The organism is Streptomyces sp. NA02950 (assembly GCF_013364155.1).
In the GTDB taxonomy this organism is placed as follows: domain Bacteria; phylum Actinomycetota; class Actinomycetes; order Streptomycetales; family Streptomycetaceae; genus Streptomyces.
Window position 1 is genome coordinate 8,955,055 of sequence record NZ_CP054916.1, and the last position, 17,406, is coordinate 8,972,460.

Below are 17,406 nucleotides of genomic sequence, written 5' to 3' on the forward strand. Positions count from 1 at the left end.
TCACTCGGTCCCCCTCAGCTCCACGAGCTCCGCCAGCTCGGCGTCGGTCAGTTCGGTCAGCGCGGCGTCGCCGGTGCCGAGCACCGCGTCCGCCAGCTCTCGCTTGCGCTCGAGCAGCGCGGCGATGCGGTCCTCCACCGTGCCCTCGGCGATGATGCGGTGGACCTGCACCGGCTGGGTCTGCCCGATGCGGTAGGCGCGGTCGGTGGCCTGCGCCTCGACGGCCGGGTTCCACCAGCGGTCGTAGTGCACGACATGTTCGGCCCGGGTGAGGTTCAGCCCGGTGCCCGCGGCCTTCAACGACAGCAGGAACACCGGCACTTCACCGTCCTGGAAGCGCCCCACCATCTCCTCGCGCCGTGCCACCGGGGTGCCCCCGTGCAGCAGCTGGGTCGCCACCCCGCGGGCGGCCAGGTGTGTTTCGAGGATGCGGGCCATCTGGACGTACTGCGTGAACACCAGCACGCTCGCGCCCTCGGCGAGGATGGTGTCCAGCAGTTCGTCCAGCAGCTCCAGCTTTCCGGACCGGCCGGGGACGGTGGGGCGCTCCTCCTTCAGATACTGGGCGGGGTGGTTGCAGATCTGCTTCAGGCCGGTGAGCAGCTTGACGATCAGCCCGCGGCGGACGAGGCCGTCGGTACCGGAGATCTCGGCGAGGATTTCGCGCACCACCGCCTCGTAGAGCCCGGCCTGTTCCGCGGTGAGCGCCACGGCGCGGTCGGTCTCGGTCTTCGGCGGCAGTTCGGGGGCGATGCCCGGGTCGGACTTGCGGCGCCGCAGCAGGAAGGGCCGGACGAGTTTCGCCAGCCGCGCGGCGGCGGACGGATCGCTGCCGCTCTCGACCGCCTGGGCGTAGCGCCTGCGGAAGGCGCCGTGGGTGCCCAGCACCCCGGGGGTGGTCCAGTCGAGAATCGCCCACAGCTCGGACAGGTTGTTCTCGATGGGTGTTCCGGACAGTGCGACGCGGGCCTTCGCCCCGATGGTGCGCAGCTGCTTGGCGGTCGCCGAGAACGGGTTCTTGACGTGCTGGGCCTCGTCCGCGACCACCATGCCCCAGGGTCCGGCCTCGGCCAGGCGCCGGGCGTCGAGCCGCATCGTTCCGTAGGTGGTGAGGACGAACTCCCCGTCGCCGAGATGGTCCAGGCTGCGGGCGGTGCCGTGATGGAGGCGCACCGGGGTGCCCGGCGCGAACTTCTCGATCTCGCGCCGCCAGTTGCCCATCAGGGAGGTGGGGCACACCACGAGGGTGGGCCCGGCGGCCTCGGGGACGCCCTGGCGGTGCAGATGCAGCGCGATCAACGTGACGGTCTTGCCGAGGCCCATGTCGTCGGCGAGACAGCCGCCGAGGCCGAGCGAGGTCATCCGGGCCAGCCAGTCCAGCCCGCGCAGCTGGTAGTCGCGCAGGGTGGCGGCGAGCGCCGCGGGATGGGCGACGGACGGCTGCCCGGGGTGGGCGGTCCCCTCGGGGTCGGCGAGCCGGTCGCGCAGCGCCGCGAGCCAGCCGGTGGGCTGGACGTCGACGACGGTGCCGTCGGCCTCCGTACGTCCGGTGAGGACGGCGTCGAGCGCGTCGACGGGGGTGAGCTTGCGGTCCGTGCGATCCCGGGCGCGGCGCGCCGACTCCGGGTCCAGGACGACCCATTGGTCGCGCAGCCGCACCACCGGTCGACTGGCCTCGGCGAGCCGCTCCAGCTCCTCGCGGGTGAGGTCCTGGCCGCCGATGGCGAACCGCCAGCTGAAGCGGAGCAGCGCGTCGGCGGAGAGGAAGGACGGCGTCCGGGGGCCGTGGTCGCCCTCGGCGTCACCGTCCTCGTCGGGTCCGATGACGGCGCGGGCGGTGAGCCCGCGCACCAGCTCCTTGGGCCAGTGCACCTGGACTCCGGCGGCGTCCAGCGCCTCCGCCGCCGAGCCGAGCAGCTCGGTGACCTCCTCGTCGGCGAGGTCGATCGCATCGGGCACGGCGGCCGACAGCAGTGGGGTGAGCGGGGGCCAGGCGCGGGCCGCGCGCCGCAGGGTGAGCAGCGCGTCCATCCGGGCGCGCGGGCCCAGTGCCGCGCCGACGGAGGAGGTGCCCGCCCAGATGTCGGCGGCGTCCGCGACGAGGGCCGGGTCGGTGAGGCTGTGCAGCTGGAGAACGGCGCGGAAGTCCGGTCCGGCCGCCTGGTCGTGGTCGTCCGCCTGGCTGTGGTCGTCCGCACGGCTGTGATCGTCGTCCGCGGGCTGGATGTCGCCGTGCAGCACCTCGATACGGAGCGAAAGCCGGACTCCGGCGTCGTGCCCGGCGGCCACATCGGCCGCCCAGGCACGCTGTTGGGGCAGACGCACCGGTGGCGCGGCGGCGGCGAACGCGGGGCCGCCCGCGGCCAGGGACGCGGCGGGGGAGCGCGGCAGCCCGTCCGCCACCGCGTCGAGGAAGGCGCGCAGATGCCGCTCGGGCTCGGGCAGCAGAACGGGGTCGGTGCCGGGCAGCGGCAGCGCGTGCGCGGCGGGCGGCATGGCGGCGGCCAGCTCGCGCAGCCGGTCCAGATCTTCGGGGGTGAGCGGGCCGACGCGCCAGGCGTCGTGGTCGGCGGCGGTGAGGCCGGGCAGCAGCCGTCCGCGGGCGGCGAGTTGGAGGGCGAGCACGGCGGCGGCGCCCCAGAAGGCCGCCGTGGGGTCGGTGTCGGCCGCACTGTCCGCCGAGCGGGCGGCGGCCCGTGCGCGGGCGCGGGTGAGCACCGGTAGCGCGGCGCTCAGGGGCAGTACGAGCGCCGGGACGGTACGGGTGCGGACGGCACGGCCGTCGTCGGGACCGCCGTCCGCGCGGTCGTCCGGGTCATGCGGGCCGTGCGGGACCTCGGGAACGACGACGGTCAGCTCCTCGACGGAGCCGGGGCCGGACGGGGGCGGCCCGCCCGGACACCAGAAGGCGACCCGTCCGGTGCGTGCCGGGTCGGCGGGCAGGAAGACCGTGGTGGAACGGCAGAGTTCGGCGATCTCGGAGGGCGTCGCCGCGCGGGGTGGTGTCACAGCGCTGATTTATTCCTCAAATTTGACTAGCGGGTCGGGGCGGCCGAGGGTACAGGACTGCGGGAGGAATGAGGAACCGGAGACCGCCGGTGTGCGTTGTGAGGAGTGAACGCGGCTCAGGGCCGTGAGGAACGCGGCTCGGAGCCGAAGAGGAGGCGGGTGAGATGTCCACGCGCGCGAAGGTCGCCGCCGGAGGTGTGGCGGCAGGTGTGATCCTGATGTGGCTGCTGCCCTTCTGGGCGGCCCTGCTGGTGCTCGTCGGCGTGCCCGCCGCGGCCTATCTGCTGCTGGATCCCTCCCAGCGCCGCAGGCTGCGCCGGGTCTCCCGTAAGGAGCTCGGCCGCTGACCCCGGCCGCCCAGGACCGCTGGCCGGGCCCGGGGCCCACGGCGGCACGCACGTGGGAGTGACCGTGCAGCACCGATCGCGGGCCGCCCGGAGCCCCCACGCGGGACCCGGCCAGGCGGGGGAGAGGGATGGCCGCGGCCGGTACGGCAGCGCGGATACGCACCGCCGTACCGGCCGGGTCATGACGAAGACCGCGATCCACCCGGGGTCCCCGGATCCCCGAGCCCGGAGTCACAACCGGCTTCGGTCCTCGACCGTCCAGCCATCGCCCACCTCACGGCGCAGAGCCGCCAGTGCGGCGTGCGCCCGTTCTCTGAACGCTCGCCACTCCTCTTCGGGCCACGGGGACGGATCCGGTGGGTAGTCCCAGTCGATCGACGACTGGTCCCACTCGCACAACGTCTCCAGCTCGGTCCGTGTGGCCGCGCTGACCGGCAGGCGATCGAGCTCGCAGGGGGAGCCGTACGGGCTGTCGGCGTCGGATGGCCACAGTGGGGTGTGCGGGACACCGTGCTCCGGCCGCGGCACAGCTGTCGCGGAGGCGGTCGCGGCGGTCGCGGCGGACGGCGCGATGACATCCATCGGATCGAACCCGTCGAACGACACGAACTGGGCAAGCATCTCGTCAATCCTCCACCGCCATCGGGCTACCCGGCCGGAAGCGCCGGCCCGACGCCAGGACGTCGTATCCACCCCAGAAGTGGCGAGATTGCCAGAGCCCAACGGATTCCCGTCAGGCGTCAAAACCGCGCGCGCAGCCGTTCGTCTCCGCCCCCCTCGGCCCCGTACTGCCCCTGTTGCTCCACCACGCGGGCACCGGTGGGGTGCGCGGCCGGGCCGCCATGGGCGCGGTGCGCCGGGTGCTGGCATCCGTGCCCGATCGTGCGGCCGTCGCCACCCTCGCACCCGTCGCGCGTGCGAGGGACACCCCGGTCGGCAGCCGTAAGCAGGCCGCCCGCGCACGGGTGGAACTGCCCGGTGAGACGGCATTCGCCGCCCTGCTCGCCGCCTGGGACGAACCGGGGCGGCACCATGACGTCCGCGCCGTCCTCGCCCGCGGACTGCTCGCCCGCATCGGCGAACCCGGCGTCGCCGACCGGCTAACACCGTGGTGGACGGGCTCCTGACCGCGGGACTGCGGCGCGAGGCGTCCGACGCCGCCTTCGCCGTCGCCTGCGCCGGGCTGCACGCGGGCGACGCCTCCCCGGCCCGCTGGGAACGCTATCTGGCGCTGGTCGAGGAGCGCCCCGACCGGCTGACCGGCCGTGAGACCTTTCTGAGCCACGACAACCTCGCGGTGCGCGAAGCGACCCTCAGTGTCGTCCGCACAACTGCGTGAGCACGGCGGCGGGGCGGCCGGACTCACCGCCCTCACGCTGGTGCGCGTGATCGGAAGGCAGAGCGGCTGGGCGGACGTCTGGCGGGCCGAGCTCGACGCGCTGCGCCGGTACGACGACCCGGACACGGCCGAACAGGCCCTGCTCGTCGACCCCGGGGATGGTTGGTGACCGTCCGCCCCGGCGCGCGTCTGCTCCCGGCACGCGCCCGCCTCAGCGCCCATCCGCCCGGGGCCACGCCGCGTCGTGCGCGCCATGGCGCGGGACGGGCGCACGCCCGCCCCGCGCCCCCGGGCTCAGTGGGGGCGTACGGCCAGTTCGTCCAGCGCCGTCAGCAGCCCCGGGAGTTCGGGGCCGCGCCCCACCGGAAGCACCTCGCCCGGTTCGTCGTCCAGCAGGACGAAGGCGATGTCGTCGGTGCGAGCCACCATGCTCCAGCCCGGCCCGTCGGCCCGCAGGGTCCGCGCGTCACCGGCGGCGAACGCGGAGCGTACCCGGCCCAGCGGCGGGGGCGTGTGCAGATAGCCGCGCACCTCTTCGAGCACCCTTCGCACCCCTGTGTGCGGCTTCTCGCCGGGGGCGACGAAGGTGACGTCGCTGTCCACCTGTTCACGCCAGATCGCCCACTGGAGGGCGATCTCGTCCGCGCCGAGCCGCCGCTGCGCCGGCCCCCACCGCTCGGAGTCCGGCGGTGCGAGCGGCGGCCTGGCGGTGTGCCCGAGCTTCGGGTCGGGCTCGGGGTCGTGCGGTGCGGGAACGCCGGGGGCGGCCACGGCCACCGCGAGCGGCCAGCCGGGAAGGGAGGCGACCACGGTGCGTTCGTTGAGGGACAGGTCGTACTCCATACCGCAGTCCCACGTCGCGATGGCGCAGGCCACGAGCGAGACGTCGTCGGTGACCACCGTCCAGCGCGCCCCGCGGCCGTCCTGCCCCAGCACCAGGCCGTAACCGACGTCGTAGGGCTCCAGACCGAGGGCGGCGCACACCTCGGGGTAGTCGTCGCCGAGCACGCTCGGGAATTGAGCGGGTGTCAGCAGTACCGCGGTCAGCACATACAGCGCGTCGTCGCCTGACTCCTCCGTGGCGGGCACGGCAGCCTCCTCTTGAGCTCCCGGATCCGATGGGCGATCCGTCGTCGGCGCACCCTAACCAGCCAGTAGCCACGGCGTCGAGACGGCTGCGACCAGGTCAGTCGCCGGAATCGGCGCGCAGGGTCTCCAGGGTGCGCCGCAGCCAGGTCGGTTCGGCCCGAGGTGGCGAGGGAGGTGGTGGGCTGATGCTGCCAGTCGGTCGCCCTGCGCCTGTTGTCGCACCCTGCCCAGCGGGCTCGTTTCCCGCAGCTGAGGAGAATGCGGTCATACGTGGTGTGGGTTGCGCTGCACTGTGTCACCGCGGTGGCTGGTGCGGCCCTGTCAGGGTGGATCATCTTCTGCTCAGCGCCGCGTGGTGCACCGTTACCGGGTCCCTGCGGCAGCCGCCGCGGCCGACGCACCGCGGATCAGATCCGCCGCCCGCTCCGCGATCATGATCGTCGGCGCGTTGGTGTTCCCCCGGACCACAGTGGGCATCACCGAGGCGTCGGCCACCCGAAGCCCCGTCACGCCGTGCACACGCAGCTCGTGGTCCACCACCGGGCCGATCGCACAGGTGCTCGTGGGGTGGTACAGGGTGTGCAGGACACACCGCGCGTGCGCGAGAAGGCCGGCACCGCTGTCGTCGGCCGGCACCAGGAAGTCCGCCCGGTGGTGCGCCCGCAAGGCAGGGCGGCCGACGATATCGCGCACCAGCCGCAGCGCGCGTACCGCCGTCGCCCGGTCCTCCCCGGTGGCCAGGTAATGGTGGACGATGCGCGGCTTCGCGCTGGGCAGGGCCGAGCGCAGCGCGACCTTGCCGCGGCTGGTAGGCGCGAGCAGCACCGCGCCGATGTGGAAGCCGTGGTCGGTGGCCGCGCCCAGGCCTTCCTCGTGGAACATCGTGGGCACGGCATGGATCTGCACGTCCGGGGCGTCGAGGCCGTCGGTGGTGCGGAAGAATCCGCCGCCCTCGCCGACGTTCGAAGTCAGCGGGCCGCGGCCCTCGGACTCCAGCAGCCGCACGTTCTCGGGGGTCTCCGCGGTGAACAGGGACTCGGTGTCGGTCAGATGGATGACGGGCAGGTGCGGATGGTCCTGGAGGTTCTCGCCCACCGGAAGGTCCACCCGGGGCGTGATGCCATGGGCCGCCAGCTCGTCCGCGATGCCGATCCCCGAAAGCATCAGCAGCTGGGGCGAGTTGTAGGCCCCCGCCGACACGATGACCTCGCCCTCGCACCGCAGTTCTTCCATGACGCCGCCGCGGTCCACTTCGACGCCGGCGGCCCGGCCCCCGTCGAAGAGGATCCTGGTGCACTGGGCCGCGGTGAGCACCCGCAGGTTCGGCCGATCCAGGACGGGATGCAGGTAGGCGGCGGCCGCGCTGCACCGCAAGCCGTTGCGCTGGGTAAGCTCGTAGTACCCGACGCCATCCTGTTCCGGGCCGTTGAAGTCGGGGTTGAACCGGTGCCCCGCCTGCTGGGCCGCAGCGAGGAAGGCGTCGACCAGCAGGCTGCGCGAACGCCCCGGATTGACCGGGAGCGGCCCGCCCGCACCGTGCCAGGCGGAGGCACCGGCGTGGTGATCCTCGGCGCGCAGGAAGTACGGCAGGACGTCGTCCCAGCTCCAGCCCTGGGCCCCGGCCGCGGCCCAGGCGTCGTAGTCCCGGCGGTTGCCGCGGATGTAAATCATGGCGTTCATCGAGGAGGAGCCGCCGAGCATCCGGCCGCGGGGCAGGTAGCAGCGGCGGTCCTCGAGACCCGGCTCGGGCTCGGTCAGGTAGTCCCAGTCATACTTGGTGCGAAACAGCTTCGCGAACGCCACCGGGACGTGGATCTCCCGCGCGTCGTCGACCGGGCCGGCCTCCACCAGCAAGACCCGCACGTCCCGATCCTCACTGAGACGGGCGGCAAGCACGCAGCCGGCAGATCCCGCCCCCACGATGATGTAGTCGTACATCCAACGTCCTTTCGGCGCGTGCCTCTGATGCCTGACCGACCAGTCTGGTCGAGGACCGCCAGGAGCGTTCGCGGTTGCCGGGAGCTTGGCCGGAGGACCGCCCTTGACATATGGGTGCGTGCCTCAGACGGTCGCCATCGTGAGCGCAGCTGTGAAGTTGCCCTTCGCTGTCGTGGCCTACCAGTCCCAAGGCCCGGCACAGCATGGGCGGGGCGGTCGCCACCGTGCTCGCGGCACGCCGCCCGAACTGGTCTCCCGTCTGGTGCTCACCGAGGCCAGTCTCGATCCGGATCCGCCGCGTACGGCGGGCACCAGCAAGATCGCCTCGTACACGGAGGAGGCGTCCGTACGGGGCGGCGGCTTCGAGGAGACGCTCGAGCGGGTCGGCCCGTTGTGGCGGGCGACGATGCGGCTCGAGGTCGTGACTCGGCCCTGCACTCAGTCCTGACGTACCGACAGCGCCAGAAAGCGGGTGTCCTCGTCCGTGTACGACTCCAGGTGCCAGCCGGAGCGGGCCAGCAGCGGCCGCAGATTGGGCTCGTCCCGCAGATCGCCTGGGGTGAGGTGACGGCCGTGACGGGCGGCGAGCGCGGCCCGGCCGACCGGGTGGAACAGCGCGAGCCGTCCGCCGGGGCGTACCACCCGGGCCAGTTCGCGCAGCCCGGGGCCGGGTTCGCCGAGATGGGAGATCAGCCCGGCGGCGAACACCGCGTCGAGGCTGTTGTCTCGGAGGGGCAGCCGGGTGACGTCGCCGAGGATCAGCACCGCCGCGCCGTCCCGCCCCGCGTGGACGGCGGCTTCCAGCATGGCGGGGGTGAGATCGGCTCCCAGAACGGTGCCCCGCGGACCGACGGCGGCGCGCAGGGCGGGCAGCGCCCGGCCGGTGCCGCAGCCCGCGTCGAGCACCGCGTCCCCGGTGCGCGGCCCCAGCTCGGCGACGGCGGCCACGTAGGCGGGTCCGTCGTCCGGGAATCGGCTGTCCCAGCCCGCGGCCCGGGGTGTGAAGAACTCACGTACCTCGGCCGTGCTGCCCGCACCGGGGCCGTGGTGGCGGTGCTGCTTGTACTCGTCCTGGGGCATATCACTCCTCGCTGTCGGCCGGTCACCGTGGAAGGACCACTCCCGGTGCACCACTCTCCGTGAAGCGGAAGCCATGGCCGGCCTCCGTTGACGTACACATTCGGGCATAGATCGATCGCACTGGCATCTGTCCCTGTCAATATCCGGCAGTTCCGTAACCCGCCCCCATCGTGCGCCCCGACCGGGTCTAGCGTCCCTGCCCCAAGGGGGACACCTGGCCCAAGGGACAGCCGGAGCGCCGCCCGGTGCGGTGGGCGCGGACCGAGGGAGACCGCTCATGACCAAGCATCGTGGTGCCGACGCTCGCTCCCTGACCGATCTCGACCGGGTGCTGGACGATCTGGTGGACCGCGGCCGCGGCGTACGCCACGTGGTGATCCTCTCCGGCGACGGGACCACGGTGAGCGCGTCCCGGGGACTCTCCCGCCCCGACGCCGAACACCTGGCGGCCGTTGCCTCCGGGTTCCACAGCCTCGCCAGGAGCGCCGGGCGCCGCTCCCGCGCCGGCCGGGCCCGTCCGACGGTGATCGAGACGGCAGCGGGCCACCTCTGCGTCGCGGCGACCGGGGACGGCGGGTGTCTGGCCGTCCTGGGCGCCGCCGGAGCCGCCCCGGCCGCGGTGGTCGCCGAGACGGCCCGGCTGGTGGAGCGTATGGACGCGTTCCCGCACGGGCGGCGCGGATCGTGGCCCCGGCGCCGCTTCGGCCGGCCCCCCCCGGGGTACCCGGACGGGGCTGCCGAGAACCACGGCGAAGGGACACGGCGATGCGAGCGGTGACCTGGCAGGGCCGGCGTGAGGTGAGCGTGGAGACGGTCCCCGACCCCATCATCAAGGAGCCCACGGACGCGATCGTCCGGATCACCACCACCGGGCTGTGCGGGTCCGACCTCCACCTCTACGAGGTGCTGACGCCCTTCATGACCCCCGGCGACATCCTCGGCCACGAACCGATGGGCATCGTGGAGGAGACCGGCCCGGAGGTGACGAACCTCAGCCCCGGCGACCGCGTCGTGGTGCCCTTCCAGATCGCCTGCGGAAACTGCTGGATGTGCCGCTCGGAGTTGCCGACGCAGTGCGAGACCACCCAGGTCGTCGAACACGGCATGGGCGCGGAGATCTTCGGCTTCAGCAGGCTCTACGGCGCGGTCCCGGGCGGCCAGGCGGAGTATCTGCGGGTGCCCCAGGCCCACTACGGACCGATCAAGGTGCCGGAAGGACCGCCGGACGACCGCTTCCTGTACCTCTCCGACGTCCTGCCCACGGCATGGCAGGCGGTGGAGTACGCGGCCATTCCGCAGGACGGCACGCTGGCCGTCCTCGGACTCGGCCCCATCGGCGGTATGGCCTGCCGGGTCGCGACGCTCCAGGGAGCCGGCCGGGTCATCGGGGTGGACCTGGTGCCCGAGCGGCTGCGGCGGGCGCGCGCCGACGGGGTGGAGGTCTTTGACCTCCATGACTTCGACCGCCAGGAAGATCTCGTCGAGGCCGTCGTCTCCCTCACCGACGGCCGTGGACCGGACGCCGTCATCGACGCCGTGGGCGCCGAGGCCCACGGCAGCCCGCTCGGCCGGACGGCCCAGCGGGCCGCGGGCCTCCTCCCCCGGGACTGGGCCGCCCGGCTCACGGCGAAGGCCGGGGTCGACCGGCTGGCGGCGCTGCGCCTCGCCATCGCGCTGGTACGGCGCGGCGGCACCATCTCCCTCACCGGGGTGTACGGCGGTATGGCCGATCCATTGCCGCTGATGACGATGTTCGACAAACAGATCCAGCTGAGGATGGGGCAGGCGAACGTACGGCGCTGGGTCGATCACATCCTGCCGCTGCTGACGGACGAGGACCCGCTGGACGTCGACGGGTTCGCCACCCACCGCATGCCGCTGGACGAGGCTCCCCGTGCCTATGAGTTGTTCCAGCACAAGGAGGACGGAGCGATCAAAGTCCTGATGCGACCGTAGAGGTGGGTGGACAACAGCCCGCCGCGAAGCGAAGGATTTCGGTCGAATGTCGCCAGCTGGTGGCTAGTCGGCGATGTCAGCCAACCCGACGACTTTCTCGATGCGCACCCTGACCAGCAATTCGCCCGGTACGCCGTTGCGTGCGCCGTACTCCTCGGCGCGGTCCTCGCCCATGTACCGCGCGGCGATCCGCGTCGCCCAGTCACGGACCTGCGGCACGTCGTCGATGAGCTCGGCGCGGCCCTGTACGGTGACGAACGAGAACGGCGGCCGATCGTCGTCCACGCAGAGACTGACCCGGCCGTCCCGGGCCAGGTTACGCCCCTTGACCGTGTCCTGGCCCGTGTTGAAGACGAGGTCGTCGCCGTCGAGGAGGAACCAGACGGGCGCGATGTGCGGGCTTCCGTCGGCCCGTACGGTCGAGAGCTTGCCGGTGCGGGTGCCCTCGGAGACGAACGTCTGCCACTGATCCTTGGTCATTTTCTGTGCCATGTCTCCATCCTGCGTCAAACGGTCCACATCCCCGCGATGGCGGACAGGGCGGGTTGCCCAGACGGCGGCAGTGAGAAAGGCTGGCACGCAGCTCTGGGGAATCGGGGAGGAAATGACATGGCACTCAACAAGGGACTCGACTGGTTACTGGACGACCTGACCGAGCGGATCGCACAGATACAGCACGCTCTGGTGCTGTCGAACGACGGGCTGGTGACGGGGGCGAGCTCCACGCTCGAGCGCCAGGACGCCGAGCACCTGGCGGCGGTCGCCTCGGGGCTGCACAGCCTGGCCAAGGGCTCCGGTCTGCACTTCCGGACCGGCCGGGTGCGGCAGACGATGGTCGAATTCGACGAGGGGGTCCTCTTCGTCACGGCGGCTGGTGACGGCAGCTGCCTGTGCGTGCTCACCGGGCCGGAGGCCGATGTGGGCCAGGTCGCCTACGAGATGACGCTGCTGGTGAACCGAGTGGGAGAGCACCTGGGTGTGGAGGCGAGGCAGGAGAGCGGCGCGCCCAGCTGACCCGGCCCGGCACAGGCCTTCCGCAGGTGCTCGTGAGGCGCTGACCCGCGCCCCGCGAAAGTTATCCACAGCCCTGACGCACCGCCGCGCCACGCGGCTATCGTCGTCACTGTCAGTGATTGATGGGTCGCGGGGGAGGACAGCGCGATGACTGTGCAGATGCATGCGGGGCTGAAGGAGCGTCAGGGACCATGGGCTCCGCCCGGACCGGAGCCCGGCTCGTCGGGGGAGGAGCCCCGCCCGGCCCGGGCGGGGGAGGGCGTCGCGTTCGGTGCGGCGGCCCGTGCACTGGGGCTCAAGCCGCGCGAGTTCGAGCTCGCCGTTCAGTTGGGAGAGGTGCGCACTCTCACCACCGACGCGGGTCCGCGGGTGGCGCGCGCGGAGCTGGTGCGGCTGACCACCGCCGAGGGCTTCCCGGAGGCGCTGGCCGCCCGGCTCCGGGTGGTCGGCACCGCGGACGGGGCCGAGCTGTTGGACATCAGCCCGGGGCGGCTCACCCGGCTGGCGCGCGGCGGTTTCTTCGCCCCGGTCCGCTTCTATGTCAACCGCTATCGGGCGGTGGTGTGGCTCTATCTGGCGGCGGATCTGACCGAGTTGGGGGCACGGCAGCCGGAGCTGCTGTCCGGCCGCACCCCGCCGGGACTGAGCGCGGCGCTGGCCGCGGGGGAGGACCGGCGCGCCGAGACCTGGCGCAGCCGCCGGATCGGGCAGCTGCTCACCCGGACCGAGGAGCCCTGGGCCCGGGCCGCGGTCCTCGCCTCGGCGCTCGGGCCGGACGACCTCGCCTCCGTCGTCGGCGATCCGTACGAGCGGAGTCAGCTGCGGGAGCTGAGGCCCGCCCTGGTCCGGGTCCGTCCCGACAGCGGTCCGGTGCGCGAGGTGATCGACAGGACGGTGACGGCGGACGACCCGCGGGAGATCCTGCGCTACGGGGCCGCGCTCACCGAAGCCCTGAGAAACGCCCGCGCGTTACGGCCCGCACCGTGCCCGGAGGCGGAGGAGACCCCGCACCGGGGAGGCCGTCACCGGTCCCCGGACCGTCCGCGGGGGCTGTGGCGCAGGCTGACCGGCAGGCGCTGAGCCATGGCCGGAAGCGCCCTCACGATCCGTGCCGTTGCCCTCAGCTGCTCTGTGAGGCTCCCGCGCCGGGTGTCAGCGGGCGGAAGAGCCCCTCTTGCACCACCGAGACCAGCAACTGCCCCTGGCGGTTGTAGATCCGGCCGCGCGCCAGCCCCCGGCCCCCGGTGGCCACGGGGGACTCCTGGTCGTAGAGGAACCACTCATCGGTGCGGAACGGCCGGTGGAACCACATGGCGTGATCCAGCGAGGCCATGTCGAAGCCCCGCCGGCCCCACAGCGGTTCGACCGGCACCCGCACCGCGTCCAGCAGCATCATGTCGCTCGCGTAGGTGAGCGCGCAGGTGTGCACCAGCGGATCGTCCCCGAGCGGGCCGACCGCCCGCATCCAGACGCCGCTGCGCGGCTCCGCGCCCTTGAGCTCGTCGTCCGTCCAGCGCAGCCGCTCGACATAGCGGATGTCGAAGGGCTGACGGCGCTCCATCCGCGCGAGCGCCTCGGGGAGGGCCCCCAGATGGGCGCGGATCTCGTCGGCGAGTTTCGGCAGGCTCTCCGGCTCAGGCACCTCGGGCATCGGCAGCTGCTGCTCGATGCCCGGCTCCGGACGGTGGAAGGAGGCCGTCAGATTGAAGATCGTCCGACCCTGCTGCACGGCGACGACCCGGCGGGTGGTGAAGGAACGTCCGTCCCGGACGCGCTCCACCTGGTACACGATGGGCACGCCAGGCCGCCCCGGGCGCAGGAAGTACGCGTGCAGCGAGTGCACCGGGCGCTGCCCGTCGGTCGTCCGCCCGGCGGCCACCAGCGCCTGTCCGGCCACCTGGCCGCCGAAGACGCGCTGGAGCGACTCATCGGGGCTCAGACCGCGGAAGATGTTCTGCTCGATCCGTTCCAGATCGAGCAGATCCACCAGACGCTCGGCGGGATTGGTCATCGGCGGTGTTCCTTCGCTGAGGGGGCCCGCGAGGCGGCTCGCGGTGGGGACGGGGCTCAGGAGGCTACCGAGGCTACAGCGGACCCACGTCGGTGACCCGGACCACGGCGCGGCCCTCCTCGTCGGAGGCGGTCAGATCGACCTCGGCCGAGATGCCCCAGTCGTGGTCCCCGTTCGGGTCGTCGAAGGTCTGCCGCACCCGCCACAGCCCGTCCTCCGGCCGCTCCTCGATCCGCAGCAGCTTCGGCCCGCGGGCCTGCGGTCCGGTGCCCAGCTCCTCGTACTCCTCCCAGTACTTGTCCATCGCCTCCGCCCAGGCGTCCTCGTCCCAGCCGGCGTCCGCGTCCATCTCGCCGAGCTCCGCGACATGGTCGAGCGCGGCGAGCTCCACCCGGCGGAACATGGCGTTGCGCACCAGGACGCGGAAGGCGCGGGCGTTCGCGGTGACCGGCCGGACCTGATCGGCGCGCTCCTGCGCCTCCTCCGCGGACTCCTCCTCCGGATTGGCCAGCTGCTCCCATTCGTCGAGGAGGCTGGAGTCGACCTGGCGCACCATCTCGCCGAGCCAGGCGATGATGTCCTGGAAGTCGTCCGACTTCAGATCGTCCGGCACCGTGTGGTCCAGCGCCTTGTAGGCACTGGCGAGGTAGCGCAGCACAATGCCCTCGGTCCGGGCGAGGTCGTAGAACGAGGTGAACTCGGTGAAGGTCATCGCCCGCTCGTACATGTCGCGGATCACCGACTTGGGCGACAGCGGATGGTCCCCGACCCACGGATGGCTCTTGCGGTAGAGACCGTAGGCGTGGAAGAGCAGTTCCTCGAGCGGCTTGGGATAGGAGACGTCCTGGAGGCGCTCCATGCGCTCCTCGTACTCGACGCCGTCCGCCTTCATCGCCGCGACCGCCTCGCCGCGCGCCTTGTTCTGCTGCGCGGCGAGGATCTGCCGCGGATCGTCGAGTGTCGACTCCACGACGGAGACCATGTCCAGGGCGTAGGACGGCGATTCGGGGTCCAGCAGCTCGAACGCGGCGAGTGCGAAGGTGGACAGCGGCTGGTTGAGCGCGAAGTCCTGTTGCAGATCCACCGTCAGCCGGACGATACGGCCCTCGGCGTCCGGTGTGCCGAGCCGCTCGACCACCCCGCCGTCCACCAGCGAGCGGTAGATGGCGATGGTCCGGCGGATGTGCCGCAGCTGGTTCTTGCGCGGTTCGTGGTTGTCCTCGAGCAGTCGGCGCATTCCCTCGAAAGGGTCGCCCGGCCGGGCGATGACCGACAGCAGCATCGCGTGGGTGACCCGGAAGCGCGAGGTGAGCGGCTCGGGGTCGGAGGCGATGAGCTTCTCGAAGGTGTTCTGGCCCCAGTTGACGAAGCCCTCCGGCGCCTTCTTGCGGACCACCTTGCGGCGCTTCTTCGGATCGTCCCCGGCCTTCGCGAGCGCCTTCTCGTTCTCGACGACATGCTCGGGCGCCTGGGCCACCACAAATCCCGCGGTGTCGAAACCGGCCCGACCGGCGCGTCCCGCGATCTGGTGGAACTCCCGTGCCCGCAGCGTCCGCACCCGCTGCCCGTCGTACTTCGTCAGCGCGGTGAACAGCACCGTCCGGATCGGCACATTGACGCCCACTCCGAGGGTGTCCGTACCGCAGATGACCTTGAGCAGTCCGGCCTGCGCCAGCTTCTCCACCAGCCGCCGGTACTTCGGCAGCATTCCGGCGTGATGCACACCGATCCCGTGCCGGACGTAACGGGACAGGTTCCGGCCGAACTTGGTGGTGAACCGGAAGTTGCCGATCAGCGAGGCGATCTCGTCCTTCTCCTGGCGCGTGCACATATTGATGCTCATCAGCGCCTGGGCCCGCTCCACGGCGGCGGCCTGGGTGAAGTGCACGATGTAGACGGGCGCCTGCCGGGTCTCCAGAAGTTCGGTCAGCGTCTCGGTGAGCGGTGTCGTGCGGTACTCGTAGCTCAGCGGCACCGGCCGCGTCGCCGACCGCACCACCGCGGTGGACCGCCCGGTGCGCCGGGTCAGATCCTCCTCGAACCGGCTCACATCGCCGAGCGTCGCGGACATCAGGATGAACTGGGCCTGCGGAAGCTCCAGCAGCGGGATCTGCCAGGCCCAGCCGCGGTCCGGCTCCGCATAGAAGTGGAACTCGTCCATCACCACCTGGCCGATATCGGCGTCCTTGCCGTCCCGCAGCGCGATGGACGCCAGGACCTCGGCCGTACAGCAGATGACCGGGGCGTCCGCGTTGACCGACGCGTCCCCGGTCAGCATGCCGACGTTCTCGGTGCCGAACAGCTTGCACAGCTCGAAGAACTTCTCCGAGACCAGCGCCTTGATCGGCGCCGTGTAGAAGGTGACCTGGTCACGGGCGAGGGCGGCGAAGTGGGCGCCCGCCGCCACCAGACTCTTCCCCGAACCGGTCGGCGTGGACAGGATGACGTTCGCGCCCGACACCACCTCGATCAGCGCTTCCTCCTGGGCGGGATAGAGCGAGATGCCCCGCTCCTCGACCCAGGACGAGAAAGCCTCGAAGAGGGCGTCGGGGTCGGCGTCGCTCGGCAGCTGATCGATAAGAGTCACGTCTCTATACTGCCTGCTTTCCGCGGTGGGACGGGAACCGGCTGTGCGGACGAAGATCGTCCACCGCTAGGCTGTGGCGGGCCGAAGCAACCAACTCCCGCCTGGGCGGGGGCACGAACAGGGGCGGGGTACGACCATGATGGGACCGGCGCATTCGCTGTCCGGAGCGGCGGCCTGGCTGGGGGTGGGGGCGGCCGCCGCGGCAGCCGGCCACGAGATGCCCTGGCCGGTGCTGGCCGCCGGCGCCCTGATCTGCGCCGGAGCGGCGCTCGCCCCCGACCTCGACCACAAGGCGGCGACGATATCCCGCGCCTTCGGGCCGATCTCCCGGGGCCTGTGCGAAGTGATCGACAAGATCTCGTACTCCGTTTACAAGGCCACCAAGAAGCCGGGCGACCCCCGTCGCACGGGAGGCCATCGCACCCTCACCCACACCTGGCTCTGGGCCGTTCTCATCGGCGCCGGTGCCTCGGTGCTCGCCATGGCCGGCGGCCGCTGGGCCGTTCTCTTCATCCTCTTCGTTCATATGGTGCTGGCCGTCGAGGGGCTGCTGTGGCGTATGGCCCGGGTCTCCAGCGATGTCCTGGTCTGGCTGCTCGGAGCGACGAGCGCCTGGATCCTCGCCGACATCCTGAACAAGCCGGGCAACGGTGCCGACTGGCTGTTCACCGCGCCCGGACAGGAGTACCTCTGGCTGGGGCTGCCGATCGTCCTCGGCGCCCTGGTGCACGACGTCGGCGACGCCCTGACCGTCTCCGGCTGCCCGATCCTGTGGCCCATCCCGATCGGCCGCAAGCGCTGGTACCCGGTCGGCCCGCCGAAGCCGATGCGCTTCCGGGCGGGCAGCTGGGTCGAGTTGAAGGTGCTGATGCCGGTCTTCATGGTGCTCGGCGGTGTGGGCGGACTGGGCGCCCTCGGTCTCATCTGACCATTCCGGACCGGATCCGGCCATCCCGCATCCGGATCCGACCACCGCGGCCCGGTTCCCACCGGGCCGGGGCGCCCGCCGCAGCTCACCGGCACCCGCACCGGGACA

Annotated in this window: 17 protein-coding genes and 1 pseudogene; 10 read left to right on the top strand and 8 right to left on the bottom strand. The window is 72.0% G+C overall.

The window, feature by feature from the left end:
* Positions 1 to 3,009, bottom strand: coding sequence for a DEAD/DEAH box helicase (locus HUT19_RS38470; protein ID WP_176185575.1), 3,009 nt, complete (start codon positions 3,007 to 3,009; stop codon positions 1 to 3).
* A gap of 164 nt (positions 3,010 to 3,173) precedes the next feature.
* Here HUT19_RS38470 and HUT19_RS38475 point away from each other — a divergent pair, with 164 nt between their 5' ends.
* Positions 3,174 to 3,356, top strand: a complete 183-nt coding sequence (locus HUT19_RS38475; RefSeq protein ID WP_176185577.1) for a hypothetical protein — start codon at positions 3,174 to 3,176, stop codon at positions 3,354 to 3,356.
* Positions 3,357 to 3,587: 231 nt separating this feature from the next.
* On the opposite strand, the gene HUT19_RS38480 is transcribed toward HUT19_RS38475, so the two are convergent.
* On the bottom strand, positions 3,588 to 3,977 hold the full coding sequence (locus HUT19_RS38480) for a hypothetical protein (RefSeq protein ID WP_254886020.1): 390 nt from the start codon (positions 3,975 to 3,977) through the stop codon (positions 3,588 to 3,590).
* Positions 3,978 to 4,153: 176 nt separating this feature from the next.
* Here HUT19_RS38480 and HUT19_RS38485 point away from each other — a divergent pair, with 176 nt between their 5' ends.
* Genes HUT19_RS38485 through HUT19_RS38495 form a run of 3 tightly spaced genes read left to right on the top strand, consistent with a single transcriptional unit; the run spans position 4,154 to position 4,864 of the window.
* The gene (locus tag HUT19_RS38485) at positions 4,154 to 4,483 is read left to right on the top strand and encodes a hypothetical protein (protein ID WP_176185579.1); all 330 of its coding nucleotides are present in this window, start codon (positions 4,154 to 4,156) and stop codon (positions 4,481 to 4,483) included.
* A complete protein-coding gene (locus tag HUT19_RS38490; RefSeq protein WP_176185581.1) occupies positions 4,465 to 4,695 on the top strand; it encodes a hypothetical protein in 231 nt (76 codons plus the stop codon). Before HUT19_RS38485 ends, HUT19_RS38490 begins: the two co-directional genes overlap by 19 nt.
* The gene (locus HUT19_RS38495; protein ID WP_176185583.1) at positions 4,673 to 4,864 is read left to right on the top strand and encodes a hypothetical protein; all 192 of its coding nucleotides are present in this window, start codon (positions 4,673 to 4,675) and stop codon (positions 4,862 to 4,864) included. The genes HUT19_RS38490 and HUT19_RS38495 overlap by 23 nt, the downstream gene beginning before the upstream one ends.
* 125 nt (positions 4,865 to 4,989) lie before the next feature.
* On the opposite strand, the gene HUT19_RS38500 is transcribed toward HUT19_RS38495, so the two are convergent.
* On the bottom strand, positions 4,990 to 5,784 hold the full coding sequence (locus HUT19_RS38500) for a hypothetical protein (protein WP_176185585.1): 795 nt from the start codon (positions 5,782 to 5,784) through the stop codon (positions 4,990 to 4,992).
* A gap of 363 nt (positions 5,785 to 6,147) precedes the next feature.
* Complete coding sequence (locus HUT19_RS38505; RefSeq protein ID WP_176185587.1) at positions 6,148 to 7,722, bottom strand: GMC family oxidoreductase; 1,575 nt, start codon at positions 7,720 to 7,722, stop codon at positions 6,148 to 6,150.
* Between the two features lie 197 nt (positions 7,723 to 7,919).
* On the opposite strand from HUT19_RS38505, the pseudogene HUT19_RS38510 reads away from it, so the two are divergent.
* Positions 7,920 to 8,137, top strand: a pseudogene (locus tag HUT19_RS38510) (alpha/beta fold hydrolase); the annotation flags it as partial.
* 23 nt (positions 8,138 to 8,160) lie between these two features.
* Here the strand turns inward: HUT19_RS38510 and HUT19_RS38515 are convergent.
* A complete protein-coding gene (locus HUT19_RS38515) occupies positions 8,161 to 8,802 on the bottom strand; it encodes a class I SAM-dependent methyltransferase (RefSeq protein WP_176185589.1) in 642 nt (213 codons plus the stop codon).
* Between the two features lie 277 nt (positions 8,803 to 9,079).
* On the opposite strand from HUT19_RS38515, the gene HUT19_RS38520 reads away from it, so the two are divergent.
* Positions 9,080 to 9,580 carry a roadblock/LC7 domain-containing protein gene (locus HUT19_RS38520; protein ID WP_176185591.1) on the top strand — a complete coding sequence of 167 codons (501 nt, stop codon included), beginning with the start codon at positions 9,080 to 9,082 and terminating at the stop codon, positions 9,578 to 9,580.
* Positions 9,568 to 10,758, top strand: coding sequence for a zinc-dependent alcohol dehydrogenase (locus HUT19_RS38525; RefSeq protein ID WP_176185593.1), 1,191 nt, complete (start codon positions 9,568 to 9,570; stop codon positions 10,756 to 10,758). The genes HUT19_RS38520 and HUT19_RS38525 overlap by 13 nt, the downstream gene beginning before the upstream one ends.
* Before the next feature lie 63 nt (positions 10,759 to 10,821).
* Here HUT19_RS38525 and HUT19_RS38530 read toward each other — a convergent pair whose 3' ends face one another.
* Entirely contained in the window at positions 10,822 to 11,250 is a 429-nt protein-coding gene (locus tag HUT19_RS38530) for a PPOX class F420-dependent oxidoreductase (protein WP_176185595.1), read from the bottom strand.
* Positions 11,251 to 11,367: 117 nt separating this feature from the next.
* Here HUT19_RS38530 and HUT19_RS38535 point away from each other — a divergent pair, with 117 nt between their 5' ends.
* Positions 11,368 to 11,772, top strand: coding sequence for a roadblock/LC7 domain-containing protein (locus HUT19_RS38535; protein WP_176185597.1), 405 nt, complete (start codon positions 11,368 to 11,370; stop codon positions 11,770 to 11,772).
* 147 nt (positions 11,773 to 11,919) lie between these two features.
* The gene (locus tag HUT19_RS38540; protein WP_176185599.1) at positions 11,920 to 12,852 is read left to right on the top strand and encodes a DUF6397 family protein; all 933 of its coding nucleotides are present in this window, start codon (positions 11,920 to 11,922) and stop codon (positions 12,850 to 12,852) included.
* 40 nt (positions 12,853 to 12,892) lie between these two features.
* Here the strand turns inward: HUT19_RS38540 and HUT19_RS38545 are convergent, their stop codons facing one another.
* Positions 12,893 to 13,783 (bottom strand): acyl-CoA thioesterase II, encoded by an 891-nt coding sequence (locus HUT19_RS38545; protein WP_176185601.1) that lies wholly within the window; start codon positions 13,781 to 13,783, stop codon positions 12,893 to 12,895.
* Positions 13,784 to 13,856: 73 nt separating this feature from the next.
* A complete protein-coding gene (locus tag HUT19_RS38550) occupies positions 13,857 to 16,370 on the bottom strand; it encodes an RNA helicase (RefSeq protein WP_176185603.1) in 2,514 nt (837 codons plus the stop codon).
* Between the two features lie 136 nt (positions 16,371 to 16,506).
* Between HUT19_RS38550 and HUT19_RS38555 the strand changes: the two genes are divergently transcribed.
* Positions 16,507 to 17,298: a metal-dependent hydrolase gene (locus HUT19_RS38555; protein WP_176185605.1), complete on the top strand. Its 792-nt coding sequence runs from the start codon at positions 16,507 to 16,509 to the stop codon at positions 17,296 to 17,298.
* The last annotated feature ends 108 nt before the right edge of the window (positions 17,299 to 17,406 follow it).